Genomic DNA, 20,808 nt, shown 5'->3' with positions numbered 1-20,808 from the left:
GTCACACCCTGTCCGCCACGCGCTGGCCCAGCAGGCCTTGAGGCCGGAAGAGGAGCACGAGGATGAGAAGTACGAACGCCCAGGTGTTGCCCCAGGACTGGCCGCCGAGCTGTTCGAAGCCGGGGATGTCGGCGACGTAGGCGGTGGTCAGGGTTTCGGCGAGACCGAGGACGAGACCGCCGACCATGGCGCCGTAGATGTTGCCGATGCCGCCGAGGACGGCCGCGGTGAAGGCCTTGAGGCCGAGCAGGAAGCCCATCTTGAACTGGACTTCGCCGTACTTGAGGCCGTAGGCGACCGCGCCGACTGCGGCGAAGACGGCTCCGAGGGCGAACGCGGTGGTGATGATGCGGTCCGTGTTGATGCCCATGAGCTTGGCGGTGTCGGGGTCCTGTGCGGTCGCCTGCATGCCGCGGCCGGTACGGGTCTTCTTGACGAAGAAGCCGAGGAAGGCCATGGACACGGGGGCGGCGATCATGAGGAAGACGTCACCGGTCTGGATGGTGATGCTGCCCAGGTGGAAGGGGCCGCCGGGGATCTCGGGGAAGACCAGGGAGCTCGTGGCGCCGGGGAACCAGGCCCATACCGCCTGCTGGAGGGCGATGGAGAGGCCGATGGCGGTGATGAGGGGGGCGAGGCGGGGTGCGCTGCGCAGGGGCCGGTACGCGAAGCGTTCCGCCGCGACGGCGATGGTGGTGGCCACGAAGACCGCGCCTATGAGCATGAGGGGCAGAGCGACCCACATGGTGGTGCCGGTGGGGAGCATCAGCCAGACCGTGAGGGCTCCGAACCCACCGGTCATGAAGATCTCGCCGTGGGCGAAGTTGATGAGCTGGACAATGCCATAGACCATCGTGTAGCCGATGGCGACGAGCCCGTACATGGATCCCAGTAGCAGGCCGTTGACCAGCTGTTGCGGCAGTTCGTGCACCGCAGGTCCTCCGAGTCTTTCGACGGATGTGACACCGCGCGGGGCGCTATGGTGCGCGCCCCGCGCGGCAGAGATGGTGTGCCGGCAGGCTGGTGATCAGAGGCCGGCGGGTGGGATCAGCCGCCGAAGGTGCCGGACTCGACGGACTTCCAGTCGGCGCCCTCGACCTTGTAGACGGTGAGCTGCTTGTTGGTCGCGTCACCGAACTCGTCGAAGGAGACCTTGCCGGTCACGCCGTCGAAGGAGACCTTCTGGACGGCTTCGAGGACCTTGGCGCGGGCGTCGGTGGGGAGCTTGCCGTCGTTGGCGGCGACGGCGGCCTTGACGCCCTCGATGATCGCCCAGGCGGAGTCGTAGGAGTAACCGCCGTAGGCGGCGAAGGGCTCCTTGAAGCCGGCCTTGGTGTAGTTGGCGATGAACTCCTTGGCGGAGGGCAGGCTCTCGACCGGCGCGCCGACCGAGGTGGCGAAGTCGCCCACGGCGCCGGCGCCGGCGAGCTCGACGTACTTCTTGTCGTAGATGCCGTCACCGCCGACGAGCGGGATGTTGGCGCCGGAGGCCTTGATCTGCTTGCTGAGCGGGCCGGCCGCCGGGTACTCGCCGCCGTAGTAGACGACGTCGGCGCCGGAGCTCTTGACCTGGGTCACGACGGCCGAGAAGTCCTTGGACTCGGGGTCGATGTGGCCCTCGCCGGCGACGGCGCCGCCGAGCTTGGTGAACTCGCCCTTGAAGGTTCCGGCGAGGCCGGCGCCGTAGGTCTTCTTGTCATCGATGATGAAGACCTTCTTCTTGCCCGCCTTGTTGAAGAGGTACTGCGCCGCGAACGGGCCCTGGATGGCGTCCGTGGTGGCGGTGCGGAAGTAGCTCTTGTAGGTGCGGGTCTTCTCGCCGGTGGCCCACTTGGGTCCCTGCGAGAGGGAGGGGCTCGTGTTGGCGGGGGAGATCTGGACGAGCTTGGCGTCGTCGAAGACCTTCTGCATCGACTCGGAGACCGAGGAGTTCAGCGGGCCGACGACGCCGACGACGTCCTTGTTGGCGGTGAGCTTGGTGGCGTTCTGCTGGCCGGAAGAGGCCTGCGCCTGGTCGTCCAGCGCCTCGATCTTGAAGGTGACGCCGGGGACGGTCTTCTTCTCGTTGGCCTGGCGCACCGCGAGGTCGACGGAGTTGCGGATGCCGAGGCCGAGGGCCGAGAGGTCACCGGTGAGCGGGGCGTCGACGCCGATGACGACCGTGGCGGTGGCGCCGCCGGCGGAGTCACCACCCTTGTCGTCGCGGGAGCCACAGGCGGTGAGGGTGAGGGCGCCCGCGGCGAGCGCGGCGGTCACGGCAATGAGAGAACGCTGACGCACGATCAGTCCTTTCCTGGCACTGCGTCCCCCGTGGGACGCACCGTGTCGAACGCGGGGAACCGAACTGAAAGGAATCCGGTGGCGCGGTGACTGGCCGTGACTCTAAGCGGGACTTCGGACGTTATGGAGGGCTGAGGCCAATGATGTGACTCTCTTGTTATGCCACGGCGTAATACATAGCGGATCTCTGTGGGTGGAACGGGGGAATTCCGGCCGGTTCGTCTTGTCCGCATGCTGAGATGCGGCAGGAGCATGGGCCGGTTTAAGTACTGACTTTCCAGGTGTCTGGGGGGTTTTGCTCATGACGGCGGGGCGTTCGTCATGTCTCGATCTTCGGGACAGGCCCTGGTCAGCGCGACGGAGAGGTCCCTGGCATATCGGTCACCCGGGATGTAACTGTGCCGCTCTTTCCGAAATCCATTACTGAGGGTTACTTCCAGGAAAGGGAGTCCGGAATTCCGTGCCACATGCACGCAGTCGGTCGCCAGAATGCGGACGACGACCTCGCGCTCTTCCCCCGCACCCACCGTGACCGGCAGCGGTGGCCGGATCAGCACCCTCAGTGCCCGTGAAGGCTGGTCGATGCCCTCCACCGCGACGGGGTCCGCGGAGGCGTTCCGCACACGGACAGTGAACGCGAAGGCCGCGTCCACCGGGCCGGGTTCCACGGGTTCGAGGTACGTCAGGGACACCACCTGGGACGGCGCCGGAGGAACGTACGGCACGGGCCGCGGCCGGTCCGCGTACAACCGGACGGCGCCCGCGGCCAGCACGGCCGCGCAGGTCAGCCCGCCCAGGGCCAGGACGGCCCGCCGGTGGCGCGCGTAACGGGCGCGGGCCCATCGGGCGGCGGCGGGCCCGGGGCGTCCGCTGTCCGGACCCTCGTGGCCCTCCCGGCCCGCGGTGCCCTCGCCGGGCTCTACCGGACCGATGCCGCCGCTCATCGCCAGGGCCCGTCGGTCGGGGTGCCGGAGCGGTGGCGCTCCGCGCAGCGCCGCTCCGCCTCGCGGGCGCCGAACGCGCGTCCCGCCGGCGCGCCTTCGTCCCGCCGTACGGCGCGGGCCCCGTCGAGGACGGCGCGCAGGATCTCGTACTGGTCGCCGGACAGCCCCATGGCCTGGTAGTCGAGGCCGACGGCGTCCCTGCCGTCCCCGGCGTCGAGGAGCACCCCGGCCCAGGCCGTGATCAGGTCGGCGCACAGCCGTTGGGGCGGGGTGGCGGCGGGAGTCGGGGCGTCGGCGGACGGCCCGCTCCCGCCACCGCAGCCGAGGAGGGCGGCGGCCAGGAGCGCCGTCGTCGCCCAGGCGGCCGCGGCGCGCGGCGGCGCCGGTCCGGATCCCATGCGGGAACGCTAGACCGGCGCCGGGAAGCGCACAACGGCCGGTGGCGGAAACGCTGTTACGAGTTCGTGTCGCGCAGCAGGCAGGTGAGGCGGGCGGTGCAGACGCGCTTGTCCTGGTCGTCGGTGATGACGATCTCGAACGTGGTGGTGGAGCGGCCCTTGTGGACGGGCGTGGCGACGCCGGTGACCAGGCCGGAGCGGGCACCCCGGTGGTGGGTGCAGTTCAGGTCGACGCCGACGGCGATCTTGTTGATGCCGCCGTGCATCATCGCGCCGATGGAGCCGAGGGTCTCGGCGAGGACGGCGGAGGCGCCGCCGTGCAGAAGTCCGTAGGGCTGGGTGTTGCCCTCGACGGGCATGGTGGCGACGACCTTGTCGGCCGAGGCCTCCAGGATGCGGATGTCCATGCGTTCGCCGAGGTGGCCCGCCGAGAACAGCGAGGGCAGGTCGATGCCCATGGCCGTGTACTCGTCGAGGACCTCCTGCGGGAACTTCACAGCGTGCTGCTCGCCCATGGGCCGGCTCCGTTCGTGTGTCAACGTTCGTTAACCATCTTGTCCTGGAGTCGTTCTATCAGGCCGGTTCGAAGCGCACGACGACGGACTTGCTCGCGGGGGTGTTGCTGGTGTCCGCGGTGGAGTCGAGGGGGACCAGCACGTTGGTCTCCGGGTAGTAGGCGGCGGCGCACCCGCGGGCCGTCGGGTAGTGGACGATCCGGAAGCCGGGGGCGCGCCGCTCCACGCCGTCCTTCCACTCGCCGACGATGTCGGTGTACGCGCCGTCGACGAGGCCCAGCTCGGCCGCGTCGAGCGGGTTGACCATGACGACGCGACGGCCGCCGGTGATGCCCCGGTAACGGTCGTCGAGGCCGTAGATCGTGGTGTTGTACTGGTCGTGCGAGCGCAGGGTCTGGAGCAGCAGCCGCCCCTCGGGGACGCGGGGGTACTCCACGGGCGCGGCCGTGAAGTTCGCCTTGCCGGTCTTCGTGGGGAAGCGGCGCTCGTCGCGCGGGGCGTGCGGCAACCGGAACCCCTCGGGGCGGGCGGCGCGCGCGTTGAAGTCCTCGAAGCCGGGGACCACGCGGGAGATCCGGTCGCGGATGGTCCCGTAGTCCTGCTCGAACCCCTCCCACGGGGTGGCCGAGGAGGCGCCCAGGACCGCGCGGGCCAGTCGGGCCACGATGGCGGGCTCGGAGAGCAGGTGCGGGGAGGCGGGGGCGAGGTTGCCCCGGGAGGAGTGGACCATGCCCATGGAGTCCTCGACGGTGACGAACTGCCTGCCCGCCGCCTGGACGTCCTTGTCGGTGCGGCCGAGGGTGGGCAGGATCAGGGCCCGCCGGCCGGTGACCGCGTGGGAGCGGTTGAGCTTGGTGGAGACGTGGACGGTCAGGGAGGCGCGGCGGATCGCGGCCTCGGTGACGTCGGTGTCCGGGGTGGCGCCGACGAAGTTGCCGCCCATGGCGAAGAGGACCCTGGCCTCGCCGTCGCGCAGCGCCTCGATGGAGCGGACCACGTCGAAGCCGTGCCGGCGGGGCGAGGTGATGCCGAATTCCCGGTCGAGGGCGTCGAGGAAGGCCGGTGCGGGCCGCTCGAAGATGCCCATGGTGCGGTCGCCCTGCACGTTGGAGTGGCCGCGGACGGGACAGACGCCGGCGCCGGGACGGCCGATGTCGCCGCGCAGCAGGAGGAGGTTGACGACCTCGCGGATGGTGGCGACGGAGTGCTTGTGCTGGGTGAGGCCCATGGCCCAGCAGACGATCGTCCGCTTCGAGGCCAGGATCATGGCCAGGGCGCTCTCGATCTCCGGGCGGGTGAGGCCGGTGGCGGTGAGGGTCTCGTCCCAGTCGGTCTTCGCGGCCGCCGCCGCGAGCTCCTCGTACCCGTGGGTGTGCTCGCGGATGAACTCCTCGTCGGTGGCGCCGTCGGTCTCGATGACCAGCTTGTTGAGGAGCCGGAAGAGGGCCTGGTCGCCGCCGATGCGGATCTGGAGGAACAGGTCGTTGAGGGCGGTGCCGCGGAGCATGCCGAGGGGGGTCTGCGGGTTCTTGAACCGCTCCATGCCGGCCTCGGGCAGCGGATTCACCGAGATGATCTTCGCGCCGGCGGACTTGGCCCGCTCCAGGGCGGAGAGCATGCGCGGGTGGTTGGTACCCGGGTTCTGCCCGGCGACGATGATCAACTCGGCCTGGTGGAGGTCCTCCAGGGAGACGCTGCCCTTGCCGATGCCGATGGTCTCGTTCAGCGCCGAGCCCGAGGACTCGTGGCACATGTTGGAACAGTCCGGCAGGTTGTTGGTGCCGAACTCGCGGGCGAAGAGCTGGAAGAGGAACGCCGCCTCGTTGCTCGTGCGCCCCGAGGTGTAGAAGAGGGCCTCGTCGGGGGAGTCGAGCGCCGTCAGCTCCTCCGCGATGATCGCGAACGCCCGCTCCCAGCTCACCGGCTCGTACCGGTCGCCGCCCTCGGGCAGCAGCATCGGCTCCGTGATCCGCCCCTGCTGCCCCAGCCAGTAGCCGGAGCGCCGCTCCAGGTCGGCGAGCGGGTGCGCCGCGAAGAACTCGGGCGTGACCCGGCGCAGCGTGGCCTCCTCCGCGACGGCCTTCGCGCCGTTCTCGCAGAACTCCGCGGTGTGCCGCTTGTCGCCCTCGGGCCACGCGCAGCCCGGACAGTCGAAGCCGTCCTTCTGGTTGACCTTGAGGAGGGTCCGCGCGGTACGGGCCAGCCCCATCTGCTGCTGCGCGATCCGCAGCGTGTGCCCGATGGCCGGCAGCCCGGCGGCGGCATGCGCCGGGGGCGCGATCCGGGGCGCGTCCTGTACGGGATCACCTGCGGGCGGCTTGGTGGCCATGTCGCTCCCCTTCGAGCATCGCAGCGGCGCCGCTGCGTCCATCCGAGTACTCCTCCGATCCTGTCACGCCCGCGCCCGCCCGCCGACGGTGCGCCCGCCCGCCGGGCCCGCCCGCTGCGGGGGCGGGCCGCACGGGCCCGGCCGGAATTGTCGGAGCGGACGCCTAGGATCGGGGGCGTGGCAGATTCAGCATCGAAGAAGACCGACCAGACGACCGCAGCGGACCGCCCCCGCCTGATGCTCATGGACGGGCACTCCCTGGCGTACCGGGCGTTCTTCGCGCTGCCCGCGGAGAACTTCACCACCGCGACCGGCCAGCCGACCAACGCCATCTACGGCTTCGCGTCGATGCTGGCGAACACGCTGCGCGACGAGGCGCCCACGCACTTCGCGGTGGCGTTCGACGTGTCCCGCAAGACGTGGCGGTCGACGGAGTTCCCCGAGTACAAGGCGAACCGATCCAAGACCCCCGACGAGTTCAAGGGGCAGGTCGAGCTGATCGGCGAGCTCCTCGACGCGATGAAGGTGCCGCGCTTCGCGGTCGACGGCTTCGAGGCCGACGACGTGATCGCGACCCTGGCGACGCAGGCGGAGGCCCTCGGCTTCGACGTGCTGATCGTCACCGGGGACCGGGACTCCTTCCAGCTCGTCTCCGAGCACACCACCGTCCTCTACCCGACCAAGGGCGTCTCCGAGCTGACCCGCTTCACCCCGGAGAAGGTCGAGGAGAAGTACGGCCTCACCCCGCAGCAGTACCCCGACTTCGCGGCCCTGCGCGGAGACCCGTCGGACAACCTCCCGGGCATCCCCGGCGTCGGCGAGAAGACCGCCGCAAAGTGGATCACCCAGTTCGGCTCGTTCGCGGAACTCGTGGAACGCGCCGACGAGGTCAAGGGCAAGGCCGGGCAGAACTTCCGCGACCACCTCGACGCCGTCAAGCTCAACCGGGTCCTGACCGAGATGGTCAAGGACGTCGAGCTGCCCCAGACCCCCGCCGACCTGGGCCGCACCGCCTACGACCGGTCCGCCGTCACCGGCGTGCTGGACGTACTGGAGATCCGCAACGCCTCGCTGCGCGAGCGACTGCTCGCCGTGGACCCGGGCGCGGCCGAGGAGGAGCCGCCGGCCCCCGTCGCCGCCGTGGAGCTGGACGCGTCCGTGCTGGGCACCGGCGAGCTGGCGCCCTGGCTGGAGACCCACGCGGGCGGACCCCTCGGTGTCGCCACCGTCGACACCTGGGCCCTCGGCGCGGGCAACGTCGCCGAGATCGGACTGGCCTCGGCGGGCGGCGCCGCCGCCTGGTTCGAGCCGTCCTCGCTCGACGAGAACGACGACCGGGCCTTCGCCGCCTGGGCCGCGGACGCCGCCAAGCCCAAGGTCGTGCACAACGCCAAGGGCCTGATGCGGGTCTTCCCCGAGCACGGCTGGACCCTCGCCGGCGCCACCATGGACACGGCGCTCGCCGCGTACCTGGTCAAGCCCGGCCGCCGGTCCTTCGCACTCGACGTGCTGTCCATGGAGTACCTGCACCGCGAGCTGGCACCCGCCGCCGCCGACGGCCAGCTGGCCTTCGGCGCCGACGACACCGCCGAGGCAGAGGCGCTGATGGCACAGGCCCGCGCGGTCCTCGACCTGGGCGACGCCTTCACGACGAAGCTGGCCGAGGTGGGCGCCGTCGAGCTGCTCCACGACATGGAGCTGCCCACCTCCGAGCTGCTGGCACGCCTGGAACGCGCCGGCATCGCCGCCGACCGGGACCACCTGGAGGGCATGGAGCAGCAGTTCGCGGGCGCCGTGCAGCAGGCCGTGAAGGAAGCGCACGCCGCCGTCGGCCACGAGTTCAACCTCGGCTCGCCCAAGCAGCTCCAGGAAGTCTTCTTCGGCGAACTCGACCTGCCCAAGACGAAGAAGACCAAGACCGGCTACACCACCGACGCGGACGCCCTGGCCTGGCTCGCCGGCCAGACCGACCACGAACTCCCCGTGATCATGCTGCGGCACCGGGAGCAGGCCAAGCTCCGCGTCACCGTCGAAGGCCTGGTCAAGTCCATCGCGGCCGACGGCCGCGTCCACACCAGCTTCAGCCAGACCGTCGCCGCGACCGGCCGACTGTCCTCCACCGACCCGAACCTGCAGAACGTGCCGGTGCGCACCGACGAGGGCCGCGCCATCCGCCGCGGCTTCGTCGTCGGCGAGGGCTACGAGTCGCTGATGACGGCCGACTACAGCCAGATCGAACTGCGCGTCATGGCCCACCTGTCCGAGGACGAGGGCCTCATCGAGGCGTTCGCGACCGGCGAGGACCTCCACACCACCGTCGCCTCCCAGGTGTTCGGCGTGGAGCGGTCCGAGGTCGACGCCGAGATGCGCCGCAAGATCAAGGCCATGTCGTACGGACTCGCCTACGGGCTCTCCGCGTTCGGGCTCTCCCAGCAGCTGAACATCGAGCCCGGCGAGGCCCGCGGCCTCATGGACACCTTCTTCGAGCGCTTCGGCGGGGTCCGCGACTACCTCCAGCGCGTCGTCGAGGAAGCCCGCGCAACCGGCTACACCGAGACGGTGCTGGGCCGCCGCCGCTACCTCCCCGACCTCAACAGCGACAACCGGCTGCGCCGCGAGGCCGCCGAGCGGATGGCTCTGAACGCCCCCATCCAGGGAACCGCCGCCGACATCGTCAAGGTCGCGATGCTGCGCGTCGACAAGGCGATCACCGAGGCCGGGCTGACGTCGCGGATGCTGCTCCAGGTCCACGACGAAATCGTCCTGGAGATCGCCCCCGGCGAACGGAAGAAGGTCGAGGAGCTGGTGCGCCGCGAGATGGCCGCCGCCGTCGAGCTCCGAGCCCCGCTCGACGTGTCCGTGGGCGTCGGCCCCGACTGGGAGTCCGCCGCGCACTGACCCCGCGCACGACCACCGCGACGCCCGTTCCCGTCACGCCACGGGGGCGGGCGTTCGCGCGTCCTCGTGCTCCTCGCCGGACCGCCGGTCGCCCCGCCGACGCAGCCGCACCAGGGCCCCGTAGAGCAGCAGCGCCACGATGAGACCGCCGCCCGCGCCGAAGCAGACGGTCGGGATGATGTCGAGCGGCGTACGGATCCGGTCGAAGAACGTGAAATAGCGGATCACCCGCATCGTCACCCCGACGGCCACGCAGCCCACGACGAGGGCGAGCGCACCCCAGACCTCCGCCCGGCCGAGCACCGGCACCGACGCGGGAACGGGGGAGAGCGGCAACCGGCGCAGCGCCGTCACCGTGAACCACAGCAGCGCGCACGCGGCGAACGCCGAAGTGCCGTACTGGAGGTACGAGTAGAGAGGCAGCCCGAAGGCGAGGGGCTCGCCGAGCGAGGGCACCGCGTTCGTGCCCCACCGGTCCAGGTGCGTGAAGCTGTCCCACACCACGTGGGTGAGGGACCCGAGGACCGCCGACGGGTAGAACCACAGGGCGAGCGAGGGCAGTCGACGGCCCCGCCCCCAGTGTTCGCCCCGTACGAAGGTGTACACGCGCCCCCGCCAGGCCCGGGGCAGCAGCGCGACCAGCGGTTCGCGCAGCAACAGCCAGCACGCCGCCAGCGCGGCGGTGAGGACGGCGTCGGCCGTCAACACCCCCGGGATCGAGTGGGTGAAGTCCCCGTACCGCATCACGCCGCCGACGATCGCGTCCAGGAAGTAGAAGGTGTCGGGCGCGAACGAGCCGAGGACCAGGGCGCAGGCGACGAGCGGCCCGCGTGCCCGGCCGGTCCGGCGGACGGCCGGAAGGACGGCAGCCGCATGGCTGAGGGTGAACGGCATGGCGCCTCTCCTGGTCCTCGATGACCTCCCGGGCCTGCCCGGGAGGCGTCCCGGCTTCGGTCCTTTACTTCGGTCAATGCGCGCGGAACGGTCCGCACAGTATGCGTGACCTGCGCAGGGTCGTGGGGAAGTGGTGAATTCGGCGCACTGGTAGGTGCCTTGTGCAGCCGGTTGACGTAGGGTCACGCGCACGTCGAGGGGGAGGGGGGTCGGCTCATGCCGTCTCGAATATCGGCCCGGTTCGGACGCGGGCCGCGCAAGGGCGCGGCCGCCGTCGTGATCTCCGCGCTGGTGATCGCCGCCGTGAGCGCCTCGCAGGGTCCGGCCGTCGGGAGCGAGGACCGGGTGGGCGCGGCCGAAGCGACCACCACCCGCCCCGGGGGGACCGCCACACCGAACGACGCCGGAGGCGACTCCAGCTACTACACCGAACTGCCGCCCCTGATCAGCCCGGAGCCGCCCGCGCTCCTCCTGCCGGCGCAGGACGCCCCGACCGCTTCCCCGCAACCGGCGCCCACGGCCGAGGTGCCGCGCACCGAACCCGTCTCCCTCGGCGACGCCGAGGGCGCGCGGGGAATCCCGGCGAGCGTGCTCGCCGCGTACCGGCGGGCCGAGGCCGAGGTGGCGCGGACCGACCCCGGATGCGGGCTGCGCCGGCAACTCCTCGCGGCCATCGGGAAGGTCGAGTCGGGGCAGGCCCGCGGCGGCCGGGTGGACGCCGCCGGCACCACGCTGCGGCCGATCCTGGGTCCCGTCCTCGACGGGAACGGCTTCGCGAACATCTCCGACACCGACGGCGGTGCCTACGACGGCGACGCACGGTACGACCGGGCCGTCGGGCCCATGCAGTTCATCCCGTCGACGTGGGCGGCATGGGGTCAGGACGCCGACGGCGACGGCCGGCGCAACCCGAACAACGTCCACGACGCGGCCCTCGCCGCCGGCCGCTACCTCTGCGCGGGCAACCGTGACCTGCGGGTGGGCGCGGACTTCGACCGTGCGGTGCTCTCGTACAACCGGTCCGGGGAGTACCTGCGCACGGTGCGGTCCTGGTTCACGTACTACCTGAAGGGCACGCACGAGGTCCCGGACGGCTCGGGCCCCGGCGGCGGCGCGACCGAACCGGCGGCGACGAACCCCCGCCCGACCCCGACCGCGACCCCCGCTCCGCAGCCGAAGCCGACGCCGACCCCCACGCCGAAGCCCACGCCCTCGCCGACGCCGAAGCCGACGCCCACCCCGACGCCGAAGCCGACGCCCACCCCCACTCCCAAGCCGACGCCCACCCCCACGCCGACGCCCACTCCCACGCCGACCCCGACGCCCAAGCCGACCCCGACCCCTACTCCCACTCCCACGCCGACCCCGAAGCCGTCGCCGACCCCCACCCCGAAGCCCAGCCCGACGGCGAGCGCCAAGCCCACCGCGTCCCCGAGCGCGAGGCCCACCGCGTCCCCGACGGCCACGGCGAAGCCGAGCCGGACCCCCACCCCGCCCGCCTCGGAAACCCCGTAGCCGAACGGTTCTCATCTCGTCCCCGCGTTGCTACGGTGCCTCCTCCCTGACGCCCCATCAGATACCGGAGGCCCCGGCATGCGCGCTCTCGTCGCCGCCGCCATCGGGCTGGTCGCCGCGCTGGCCCTCGTCCTCGCCATCACGGCGTTCGGGGTGCCGGACGGCGCGACCTCGCCCAAGCCCCTGCTCACCACCGCGCCCACCGCGCCCGGAAAGTAGAGGAGGCCCGCCATGAGACGCAGAGCGAGCCTCGTCCTGCTTGCCGTCGCCGTGTTCTGCGCGGCCCTCGCCCCGCTGCTGCGCTGGTACGCCTACCCCCGCCTCGCCAAGATCCCGCCCGGGCAGTACCAGGAGATGGTCCTGGAGGCCAAGGGCGCGACCCTCCTCGACTACACCGCCGGCATGACGCCCAAGAAGGTCGACAAGGTCACCATCGTCCAGACCCTCAAGGGCAACGTCGAGGCGTCGAAGGAGATCGAGGCGAGCGCCGGCAAGGACGTGGTCGTCTGGGACACCCTGACCCACATCATGGGACCGGACGGGAAGATGGTCTCCCAGATCCCCGAACGCTACGTCTTCGACGCCCACACCCAGGACCCGGTGCACGCCACCGGCGAGATGGTGGACGGGGACCCGGTCAAGCGCGAGGGCATCGAGTTCAAGTGGCCGTTCTTCACCGAGCCCCGCGACTACCTGTACTTCGACGCGCAGACCCGCGGCTCCTCGCCGATCCACTACGTCGGTCCGCGCACCTTCAAGGGAATGGACGTCTACTACTTCGAGCAGACCATTCCCTGGACCAAGGTGGCGCTGCCGAAGAAGATGCCGATCGAGGGCATCGACCCGAAGACGTTCGAGCAGACCACCGGTACCGGCCTCTGGTACACGGCCAAGGCGATGTTCTGGGTCGACCCGGTGACCGGGGCGCCCGTCAACGCCGAGCAGGACATCCGTCAGGAGATGCGCGGCGGCATCGCGGCCGGAGCCGAGGACGGCAAGCTCACCGTCTTCGCCGGACACGTGACGATGCGCGAGGACTACGCCGAGTACACCCGTGAGCTGGTCGCCGCGAACCGCGTCAAGGTCCTCGCCCTGCACACGTACGCCCCCCTCGGCCTCGCGGTCGGCGGACTCGCCCTGCTCGGCCTGGCCCTGTGGCTGGAGGCCCGCGCCCGCCGCCCCGGGGAACCCGTCGGCGCCTGACCCGACCGGCCGGTGTCCGCCCCGACCGGTCGGCGCCAGGCGGTCAGCGCCTGAGCCGCGCGTTGGTGTGCCGGGTCGGCTCGGCCGTCGCCGGATCCTGTGGCCACGGGTGCTTGGGATAGCGGCCGCGCAGCTCGGCACGAACGGCCTGGTAGCCACCGGCCCAGAAGGACGCCAGGTCGGCGGTGACCGCCGCCGGCCTGCCGGCGGGCGACAGCAGGTGGACCAGTACGGGCACCCCCGCCACCCGGGGCGTCTCCGCCCACCCGAACAACTCCTGGAGCTTGACCGCCAGCACCGGCTGCTCGCCCGAGTAGTCGACGCGGACGCGTGACCCACTGGGCACCTCGATGCGTTCCGGGGCCAACTCGTCGAGCCGGCCGGCCTCCCCGCCGGCCCAGGGCAACAGCCGGTTCAGCGCCTGCCCGGCATCGATCCGGCCCAGGTCGGAGCGGCGTCGGGCCCGGGACAGCTCGGGCTCCAGCCACTCGTCGGCCCGGTCCACCAACGCCGAGTCGTCGGCCACGTCGGGCCACGCGCCACCCAGCGCCCGGTGCAGGAACCCCAGCCGGGCCCGCAACGCCCGCGCGTCCTGCGACCAGCGCAGCAGACCCAGCCCCTCCGCGCGGAGCCCGTCGAGCAGGGCGCCCCGCACGAGCGCCGGGTCCGGGGCCTTCAACGGGCGCGCCGCGAGTTCGATCGCCCCGAGCCGGGTGACGCTCCGGGCCACCAGGTCACCGCCCTCCCAGCGGACCTCCTCGCCCGACCGGAAGAGATGCCCCGCCGCCGCACGGGCGGTCTCCTCGTCCAGCGGGGCCGCGAGCCCGACCCGCGCCGACGCCGCGTGCGGCGGCCGGTCGGCGACGGCCACCGCCAACCAGGACGCGCTGCGCAGCCCGGAGCCGTCGCCGAGCGCGGCGGCCGTCCCCGACGCCATCAGGAAGGCGCCCTCGCCCCTGGCCCGTGCCACCCGCTCCGGGAACGCGAGCGCGGCCACCAACCCGGCGGCGGCGTCATCGGAGAGAGGCCCCCGCCCGACCGGATCACCCACCGCCGCCGAGGCCCCCGGCTCCTTCGCGGCCCGCTCCAGCCGACGGACCTCCGTCCGCCACCGGTGGCCGTACGCGTCCCCGCCCTGACGGGCCCGGCGCCAGGCACCGGCCAGATCGTCCCCGTACTCCCTCGGCGGCTCCTCGCTCAGCAGGGCCACCAGTTCCGCCGCCCGCCGGGCCCCGAGCGCGGCCGTGCCGTCCAACAGCGCACGCGCCAGCCGCGGGTGCAGCCCCAGCCGGGCCATCCGCAGCCCGCGCGCGGTCGGCCGCCCGGCGGAGTCCACCGCGCCCACCGCGCGCAGCACCTCCCGCGCCGCGCCCATGGCCCCGGCCGGCGGCGGATCCGGCAACGCCAGGCCGGCGGCGTCCGGATCCCCCCAGCAGGCCGCCTGCAACGCGAACTGCGCCAGGTCCGCGATCCGGATCTCCGGCGCGGGGAACGGGGTCAGCCGCGCGTCCTCGGCCTGTGACCAGCAGCGGTACACCGCCCCCGGCGCCTCGCGGCCGGCTCGACCCGCCCGCTGACGGCCCGCCGCGCGCGAAGCCCGCACCGTCGCCAGGGCGCCCAGCCCCCGGGCGTGGTCCACCCGGGGCTCGCGGGCCAGCCCCGAGTCCACGACCACCCGGACACCCGGCACGGTCAGGCTCGACTCCGCGACCGCGGTCGCCAGGATCACCCGGCGGTGCTCCGCGGGCCGCAGCGCCGCGTCCTGGACCGCCGCCGGGGCGCGACCGTGGATCTGCAGCACCTCCGCGTCGACCCCGCCCAGCTGCCCGGCCACCCGGCCCAGCTCGCCGACGCCCGGCAGGAAGCACAGGACATCGCCGGAACGTTCCGCCAGCGCCCGCCGCACCACCGACGCCACGTGCGTCAACTGCGCAGGATCCACCCGCAACCCGTGCGGCGGCCTCACGGGACGCGCGGGCGGCGCCCACACGACCTCCACCGGGTACGAGACGCCCGCCGTCTCCACCACCGGCGCCCCGCCCAGCACCCGCGACCACCCGGCCGCGTCGGTCGTCGCCGAGGCCGCCACCAGCCGCAGCTCCGGGCGCAGGGTCCCGCGCACGTCCACCAGGAACGCGGCGACCGTGTCGGCGTCCAGATGGCGCTCGTGGCACTCGTCCAGGACCACCACGTCCACCCCCGCCAGCTCCTGATCCCGCTGGAGCCGCTGGAGCAGGACACCCGTGGTCACCACCTCCACCACCGTGTCGGGGCCCACCACCCGCTCCCCGCGCACCGTGAAGCCCACCGAACCGCCCACGGCCTCGCCCAGCAACCACGCCATCCGCCGCGCCGCCGCCCGCGCCGCGATCCGGCGCGGCTCGGCCACCACGACCCGCCGCGGCGGCCCGCCCCCCGTCAGGCCCGCCAGGACCAGCGGCACCAGCGTGGTCTTGCCGGTGCCGGGCGGCGCGCACAGCACCGCCGCGCCGTGCCCGTCCAGGGCTGCCACGAGCGCGGGCACGGCGCCCCGTACGGGGAGGGAGTCGAGTTCGGCGCGGCGGATCAAGGGATCAGTCCCTTTCGCAGACGAAGATCGCGGTGCCGGGGATCAGGTTGCCGCGCAGCGGGGACCAACCGCCCCACTCCTGGCTGTTCCACTCGGGCCACTGCGGCTCCACCAGGTCCACCAGACGGAAGCCGCCCGCGACCACGTCCCGGACCCGGTCGCCGATCGTGCGGTGGTGCTCCACGTACAGCGCCTCGCCCCGCTCGTCCTGCTCGACGTACGGGGTCCGGTCGAAGTAGGAGGCGGACACCGACAACCCCTCCGGCCCGGGCTCGTCGGGAAACGCCCACCGGACGGGGTGGGTCACGGAGAAGACCCAGCGGCCACCGGGCCGCAGCACGCGGTGCACCTCCCGCATCACGTTCACCGGGTCCGCGACGAAGGGCACCGCCCCGTAGGAGGAGCAGGCCAGGTCGAAGGAGCCGTCGCGGAAGGGCAGCCGCCCGGCGTCCCCCTCGACGAGGGGGATGTCGTCGCCGATCCGCAGCGCGTGCTGGAGCTGGCGGTGCGAGAGGTCCAGGGCGACCGGGCGGGCCCCCTGGGCGGCCAGCCAGCGCGAGCACTGGGCGGCGCCGGCGCCGATCTCCAGGACGTCCCGGCCCGCGAGGGAGGCGACGGGCCCGAGGAGGCCGGCGTCGGCCTCGTCGAGCCCTTCCGGGCCCCAGACGAAGCGGTCGTCGCCCAGGAACGCGCCGTGATCGCTCTGGTACTCGTCGGCGTTGCGGTCCCACCAGCTCCGGCTGGCGCGACTGCTCTCCGCCTCCGACGCGTCACGGCGCGTGGCCTCGGCGTCGTCCCCGGCGCCGCCGTCGGCTCCGGGCACTTCTTCGTGGGCGTAGTCCTCTTGGTTCATGGGGCCCGTCGTCGTAGTCTGCGAATGTCTGGGTGGCTGCCGTGGTGGCCGCGGGCGTCCGCCGACGCGCGCGCACCTCCGCGGACGTCTCGGAATTCGTTCGGGAAACCCCATCGGGGCCTGCCCGCACACGAATTGTGCCGGTTATGCGGCGATCCGCCCGGGGTGTGCGCCTTCGCGCATTGACCCTGCTGGGCTGCCCCCGTATGCTACAAGTTGCGCTGCGAGCCTGTGCTCCTCAGACCTAGCAGGCTGCGCTTGCATCTGTTGATGTCCCCTCGGTTTTCGAGGCCCTGCCGCCACGGCGGAAGAGGGGCCTCCTTGGCTGTCCGGCTTCGGCAGATGCCGATAAGGGCTCCCGGCGTAGCAGTACCTACGACTTTCTGTCCGTAACCGGAGCCCTTTCCCACATGACGAGCAGCACCGAGACCACCGCCACCACTCCTCCGCAGGTAGCGGTCAACGACATCGGCGACGCGGACGCGTTCCTCGCGGCGATCGACGAGACGATCAAGTACTTCAACGACGGCGACATCGTCGACGGTGTCATCGTCAAGGTGGACCGGGACGAGGTTCTCCTCGACATCGGCTACAAGACCGAAGGCGTGATCCCGAGCCGCGAGCTCTCGATCAAGCACGACGTCGACCCGAACGAGGTCGTCAAGGTCGGCGACGAGATCGAGGCCCTGGTTCTCCAGAAGGAGGACAAGGAAGGCCGTCTCATCCTGTCCAAGAAGCGTGCTCAGTACGAGCGCGCCTGGGGCACGATCGAGAAGATCAAGGAAGAAGACGGCATCGTCACCGGTACCGTCATCGAGGTCGTCAAGGGTGGTCTCATCCTCGACATCGGCCTCCGCGGCTTCCTGCCGGCCTCTCTCGTCGAGATGCGTCGCGTCCGCGACCTCCAGCCCTACGTGGGCAAGGAGCTCGAGGCGAAGATCATCGAGCTGGACAAGAACCGCAACAACGTGGTCCTGTCCCGCCGCGCCTGGCTCGAGCAGACCCAGTCCGAGGTTCGCCAGACGTTCCTCACCACCCTGCAGAAGGGTCAGGTCCGCTCCGGCGTCGTTTCCTCGATCGTCAACTTCGGTGCCTTCGTGGACCTGGGCGGCGTCGACGGTCTCGTGCACGTCTCCGAGCTGTCCTGGAAGCACATCGACCACCCGTCCGAGGTCGTCGAGGTCGGTCAGGAAGTCACCGTCGAGGTCCTCGACGTCGACATGGACCGCGAGCGTGTCTCCCTGTCGCTGAAGGCGACGCAGGAAGACCCGTGGCAGCAGTTCGCCCGGACCCACCAGATCGGCCAGGTCGTCCCGGGTAAGGTCACCAAGCTGGTTCCGTTCGGTGCGTTCGTCCGCGTGGACGAGGGCATCGAGGGTCTGGTCCACATCTCCGAGCTGGCCGAGCGCCACGTGGAGATCCCGGAGCAGGTCGTCCAGGTCAACGACGAGATCTTCGTCAAGGTCATCGACATCGACCTCGAGCGTCGCCGGATCTCGCTGTCGCTGAAGCAGGCCAACGAGTCCTTCGGTGCCGACCCGGCGTCGGTCGAGTTCGACCCGACCCTGTACGGCATGGCCGCGTCTTACGACGACCAGGGCAACTACATCTACCCCGAGGGCTTCGACCCCGAGACCAACGACTGGCTCGAGGGCTTCGACACCCAGCGCGAGACGTGGGAGCGCCAGTACGCCGAGGCGCAGGTCCGCTTCGAGCAGCACCAGGCCCAGGTCATCAAGAGCCGCGAGGCCGACGAGGCCGCCGCTGCCGAGGGTGCTGCCGCCCCCGCCGCCGGTGGCAACGCCAGTGCCGGTGCCGGTGTCTCCGGTGGTTCGTACTCCTCCGAGGGTGCGGACGAGACCTCCGGCGCCCTGGCGTCGGACGAGGCCCTGGCCGCCCTGCGCGAGAAGCTGGCCGGCGGCCAGAGCTGATCGCAGCAGCGCGTCACGCCCTCGCGCCTCGGCGCGAGAGCGGGCTGAGCTGAGTTGAACGACAAGGCCCGTCCCCTTTCGAGGGGGCGGGCCTTGTCGCGTCTCGCCGTCGGCACGGCTTTCGTCGTCGGCAGGGCGCTTCACCCGGCCCGCAGCCGGGCATCCATCCCGCGCGGTGCGGGAGTTCGAGGCATTGCGTTCTCGTGAAGGCGGCCAACTGGGGAATGGTGGCGCCTCCTTGGACGTTCTTTGCAGAGAACACGGCGAGGAGGAGTGGTGGCGGTGCTTGATCCACAGGGTTTGTACGAATGGGACGCCAAGGGCCTGGCGGTGGCCGACATGGCGTTGGCCCAGGACTCGGCCGGGCTGGTCATGCTCTACCACTTCGAGGGGTACATCGACGCGGGTGAGGCCGGGGAGCAGATCGTCGAGCGACTCCTCGACACCCTGCCCCACCAGGTCGTGGCCCGCTTCGACGCGGACCGGCTGGTGGACTACCGGGCCCGGCGCCCGCTCCTGACCTTCCAGCGCGACCACTGGACGGAGTTCGAGGAACCCAAGCTGGAGGTGCGCCTGGTCCAGGACGCCACCGGCGCGCCGTTCCTGCTGCTCTCCGGTCCCGAGCCCGACGTCGAGTGGGAGCGCTTCGCGCTCGCCGTCCGACAGATCGTCGAGCGCCTCGGCGTCCGGCTCGCCGTCAACTTCCACGGCATCCCGATGGGCGTTCCGCACACCAGGCCCGTCGGCATCACCCCGCACGGCAACCGGACCGACCTGATGCCCGGACACCGCAGCCCGTTCGACGAGGCCCAGGTGCCCGGCAGCGCCGAGTCCCTGGTCGAGTTCCGGCTCGGCCAGTCCGGACACGACGTGCTCGGGGTCGCCGCCCACGTCCCGCACTACGTGGCCCGCTCCCCGTACCCGGACGCGGCGCTGACGGTGCTGGAGGCGATCACGGCGGCGACCGGACTGGTCCTGCCCGCCGTGGCGCACGCCCTGCGGACCGAGGCCCACCGCACGCAGACCGAGATCGACCGTCAGATCCGGGAAGGCGACGAGGAACTGGTCGCCCTGGTCCAGGGCCTGGAGCACCAGTACGACGCGGCCGCCGGCGCCGAGACCCGCGGCAACATGATCGCCGAGCCGGCCGAGATCCCGTCCGCGGACGAGATCGGGCGCGAGTTCGAACGATTCCTGGCGGAGCGCGAGGGCGAGGGCTGAAACCGGCCGCCCGGGGCCGGGGCGTCCCTTCCGGCCCTGACCCGACCGGATCCGCCGGAGACGGCAGGGCCTAGGCTGCCGAGCATGCTGAAAGTAGGACTGACAGGCGGAATCGGCGCCGGCAAGAGCGAGGTCTCGCGACTGCTGGCGGGGTACGGGGCGGTCGTGGTCGACGCGGACCGCATCGCCCGCGAGGTCGTCGAGCCCGGTACACCCGGGCTCGCGGCCGTCGTGGCGGCGTTCGGGGAATCCGTGCTGACCCCCGAGGGGACGCTGGACCGGCCGCGACTGGGGTCGCTCGTCTTCACCGACGCGGAGAAGCTGCGGACGCTGAACGCGATCGTGCACCCGCTCGTCGGGGCACGGTCCGCCGAACTGGAGAAGGCCGCGGGCCCCGACGCGATCGTCGTGCACGACGTACCGCTGCTCACGGAGAACGGCCTGGCGTCCCTCTACGACCTGGTCGTCGTGGTGGACGCGTCGCCCGACACCCAACTGGCCCGGCTGACCGCACGGCGCGGCATGACCGAGGACGAGGCGCGGTCGCGGATGGCCGCGCAGGCCACCCGCGAACAGCGGCTGGCCATCGCCACGCTCGTCATCGACAACGACGGCCCGCTGGAGGCGCTGGAACCACAGGTGCGCACGGTGTGGGACGAGCTCACGGCACGGGCCGCCGCCGGGGAGTGAGTGGCGGGTGGTGCGGGAAGGACACTTCCGGCGCGTTCCGGGCGCCCGGGAACAGCGGGCGCGGGCAAGGGCGTTGAACGTGTCCGCAGAGGGAAGGAAAGACATCGTGTCCGACACCACGCCGCCGCAGCCGCCGGCCGCCTCGTCGCCCTCGGGCTCTCCCGGCTCCGTGAGTCCGGAGACGCACGTCATCGACTACCGGGCCGCCGAGCAACTGCTGGCCGCCCGTGACCCGCGCGGAGCCGTCCGACTCCTCGACTCGGTCATAGCCGCCCACCCGGAGAACACCGGCGCCCGGCTGCTGCGGGCGCGGGCCTTCTTCGCGGCGGCGCAACTCCGTGCGGCCACACTGGAGTTCGAACTGGTGCTGGAACGCGAGCCGGACAACGCGTACGCCCACTTCGCGCTCGCCCGGACCCACGAGCGGTCCGGGCGGCGCGAGCAGGCGCGCAAGCACTTCCGGTTGGCGGCGGCCCTCGATCCGCAACCCGAGTACCTGGCCGCGGCCCGCTTCGAGGAGTGAACGACCCCCCGCCGGGGAGGCTCGCGACCCTAGCTCCGGGGGGGG

Annotated in this window: 17 protein-coding genes; 8 read left to right on the top strand and 9 right to left on the bottom strand. The window is 71.9% G+C overall.

Annotated elements, in window-relative coordinates:
• Position 1: 1 nt before the first annotated feature.
• From ACQEVM_RS26245 to ACQEVM_RS26220, 6 genes are all read right to left on the bottom strand, one after another.
• The gene (locus ACQEVM_RS26245; protein ID WP_053684891.1) at positions 2–931 is read right to left on the bottom strand and encodes a branched-chain amino acid ABC transporter permease; all 930 of its coding nucleotides are present in this window, start codon (positions 929–931) and stop codon (positions 2–4) included.
• 116 nt (positions 932–1,047) lie between these two features.
• Complete coding sequence (locus ACQEVM_RS26240; protein WP_433082980.1) at positions 1,048–2,280, bottom strand: branched-chain amino acid ABC transporter substrate-binding protein; 1,233 nt, start codon at positions 2,278–2,280, stop codon at positions 1,048–1,050.
• Positions 2,281–2,579: 299 nt separating this feature from the next.
• Positions 2,580–3,224 (bottom strand): Tat pathway signal sequence domain protein, encoded by a 645-nt coding sequence (locus ACQEVM_RS26235; protein WP_433082978.1) that lies wholly within the window; start codon positions 3,222–3,224, stop codon positions 2,580–2,582.
• Positions 3,221–3,622 (bottom strand): hypothetical protein, encoded by a 402-nt coding sequence (locus tag ACQEVM_RS26230; RefSeq protein ID WP_433082976.1) that lies wholly within the window; start codon positions 3,620–3,622, stop codon positions 3,221–3,223. Before ACQEVM_RS26230 ends, ACQEVM_RS26235 begins: the two co-directional genes overlap by 4 nt.
• A 56-nt stretch (positions 3,623–3,678) precedes the next feature.
• Positions 3,679–4,137 carry a PaaI family thioesterase gene (locus ACQEVM_RS26225; RefSeq protein WP_433082974.1) on the bottom strand — a complete coding sequence of 153 codons (459 nt, stop codon included), beginning with the start codon at positions 4,135–4,137 and terminating at the stop codon, positions 3,679–3,681.
• 58 nt (positions 4,138–4,195) lie between these two features.
• Entirely contained in the window at positions 4,196–6,466 is a 2,271-nt protein-coding gene (locus ACQEVM_RS26220) for an FdhF/YdeP family oxidoreductase (RefSeq protein WP_433082972.1), read from the bottom strand.
• A 177-nt stretch (positions 6,467–6,643) separates the two neighbouring features.
• Between ACQEVM_RS26220 and polA the strand changes: the two genes are divergently transcribed.
• Positions 6,644–9,364, top strand: coding sequence for a DNA polymerase I (gene polA, locus ACQEVM_RS26215; protein WP_433082970.1), 2,721 nt, complete (start codon positions 6,644–6,646; stop codon positions 9,362–9,364).
• Between the two features lie 33 nt (positions 9,365–9,397).
• On the opposite strand, the gene ACQEVM_RS26210 is transcribed toward polA, so the two are convergent.
• Positions 9,398–10,258 (bottom strand): DUF4184 family protein, encoded by an 861-nt coding sequence (locus ACQEVM_RS26210; RefSeq protein WP_433082968.1) that lies wholly within the window; start codon positions 10,256–10,258, stop codon positions 9,398–9,400.
• Positions 10,259–10,474: 216 nt separating this feature from the next.
• Here ACQEVM_RS26210 and ACQEVM_RS26205 point away from each other — a divergent pair, with 216 nt between their 5' ends.
• The 3 genes from ACQEVM_RS26205 (at position 10,475) to ACQEVM_RS26195 (ending at position 12,976) form a co-directional block, all read left to right on the top strand.
• Entirely contained in the window at positions 10,475–11,773 is a 1,299-nt protein-coding gene (locus ACQEVM_RS26205; protein ID WP_433082966.1) for a lytic transglycosylase domain-containing protein, read from the top strand.
• 78 nt (positions 11,774–11,851) lie between these two features.
• The gene (locus tag ACQEVM_RS26200) at positions 11,852–11,992 is read left to right on the top strand and encodes an SPW_0924 family protein (RefSeq protein ID WP_433082964.1); all 141 of its coding nucleotides are present in this window, start codon (positions 11,852–11,854) and stop codon (positions 11,990–11,992) included.
• Between the two features lie 12 nt (positions 11,993–12,004).
• On the top strand, positions 12,005–12,976 hold the full coding sequence (locus ACQEVM_RS26195) for a DUF3068 domain-containing protein (RefSeq protein WP_433082963.1): 972 nt from the start codon (positions 12,005–12,007) through the stop codon (positions 12,974–12,976).
• Positions 12,977–13,019: 43 nt separating this feature from the next.
• Here the strand turns inward: ACQEVM_RS26195 and hrpB are convergent, their stop codons facing one another.
• Positions 13,020–15,545: an ATP-dependent helicase HrpB gene (hrpB, locus tag ACQEVM_RS26190; protein ID WP_433082961.1), complete on the bottom strand. Its 2,526-nt coding sequence runs from the start codon at positions 15,543–15,545 to the stop codon at positions 13,020–13,022.
• A gap of 4 nt (positions 15,546–15,549) precedes the next feature.
• Positions 15,550–16,398 carry a class I SAM-dependent methyltransferase gene (locus ACQEVM_RS26185; RefSeq protein ID WP_433082959.1) on the bottom strand — a complete coding sequence of 283 codons (849 nt, stop codon included), beginning with the start codon at positions 16,396–16,398 and terminating at the stop codon, positions 15,550–15,552.
• A gap of 410 nt (positions 16,399–16,808) precedes the next feature.
• On the opposite strand from ACQEVM_RS26185, the gene rpsA reads away from it, so the two are divergent.
• The 4 genes from rpsA to ACQEVM_RS26165 all read left to right on the top strand — a co-directional run bounded on the left by rpsA (position 16,809) and on the right by ACQEVM_RS26165 (position 20,763).
• Positions 16,809–18,329: a 30S ribosomal protein S1 gene (rpsA, locus tag ACQEVM_RS26180; RefSeq protein WP_267803673.1), complete on the top strand. Its 1,521-nt coding sequence runs from the start codon at positions 16,809–16,811 to the stop codon at positions 18,327–18,329.
• 282 nt (positions 18,330–18,611) lie between these two features.
• On the top strand, positions 18,612–19,550 hold the full coding sequence (locus ACQEVM_RS26175; RefSeq protein ID WP_351376494.1) for a PAC2 family protein: 939 nt from the start codon (positions 18,612–18,614) through the stop codon (positions 19,548–19,550).
• Positions 19,551–19,634: 84 nt separating this feature from the next.
• Positions 19,635–20,240, top strand: coding sequence for a dephospho-CoA kinase (gene coaE / locus ACQEVM_RS26170; protein ID WP_433082956.1), 606 nt, complete (start codon positions 19,635–19,637; stop codon positions 20,238–20,240).
• A gap of 106 nt (positions 20,241–20,346) precedes the next feature.
• Positions 20,347–20,763 (top strand): tetratricopeptide repeat protein, encoded by a 417-nt coding sequence (locus ACQEVM_RS26165; RefSeq protein ID WP_433082954.1) that lies wholly within the window; start codon positions 20,347–20,349, stop codon positions 20,761–20,763.
• Positions 20,764–20,808 lie beyond the last annotated feature (45 nt).

Origin of the sequence: Streptomyces sp. CA-243310, from assembly GCF_050936775.1 — a bacterium.
Taxonomy (GTDB): domain Bacteria; phylum Actinomycetota; class Actinomycetes; order Streptomycetales; family Streptomycetaceae; genus Streptomyces.
The sequence above is the reverse complement of the archived record's forward strand: the minus strand, read 5'-3'. Positions and strand labels throughout refer to the sequence as shown.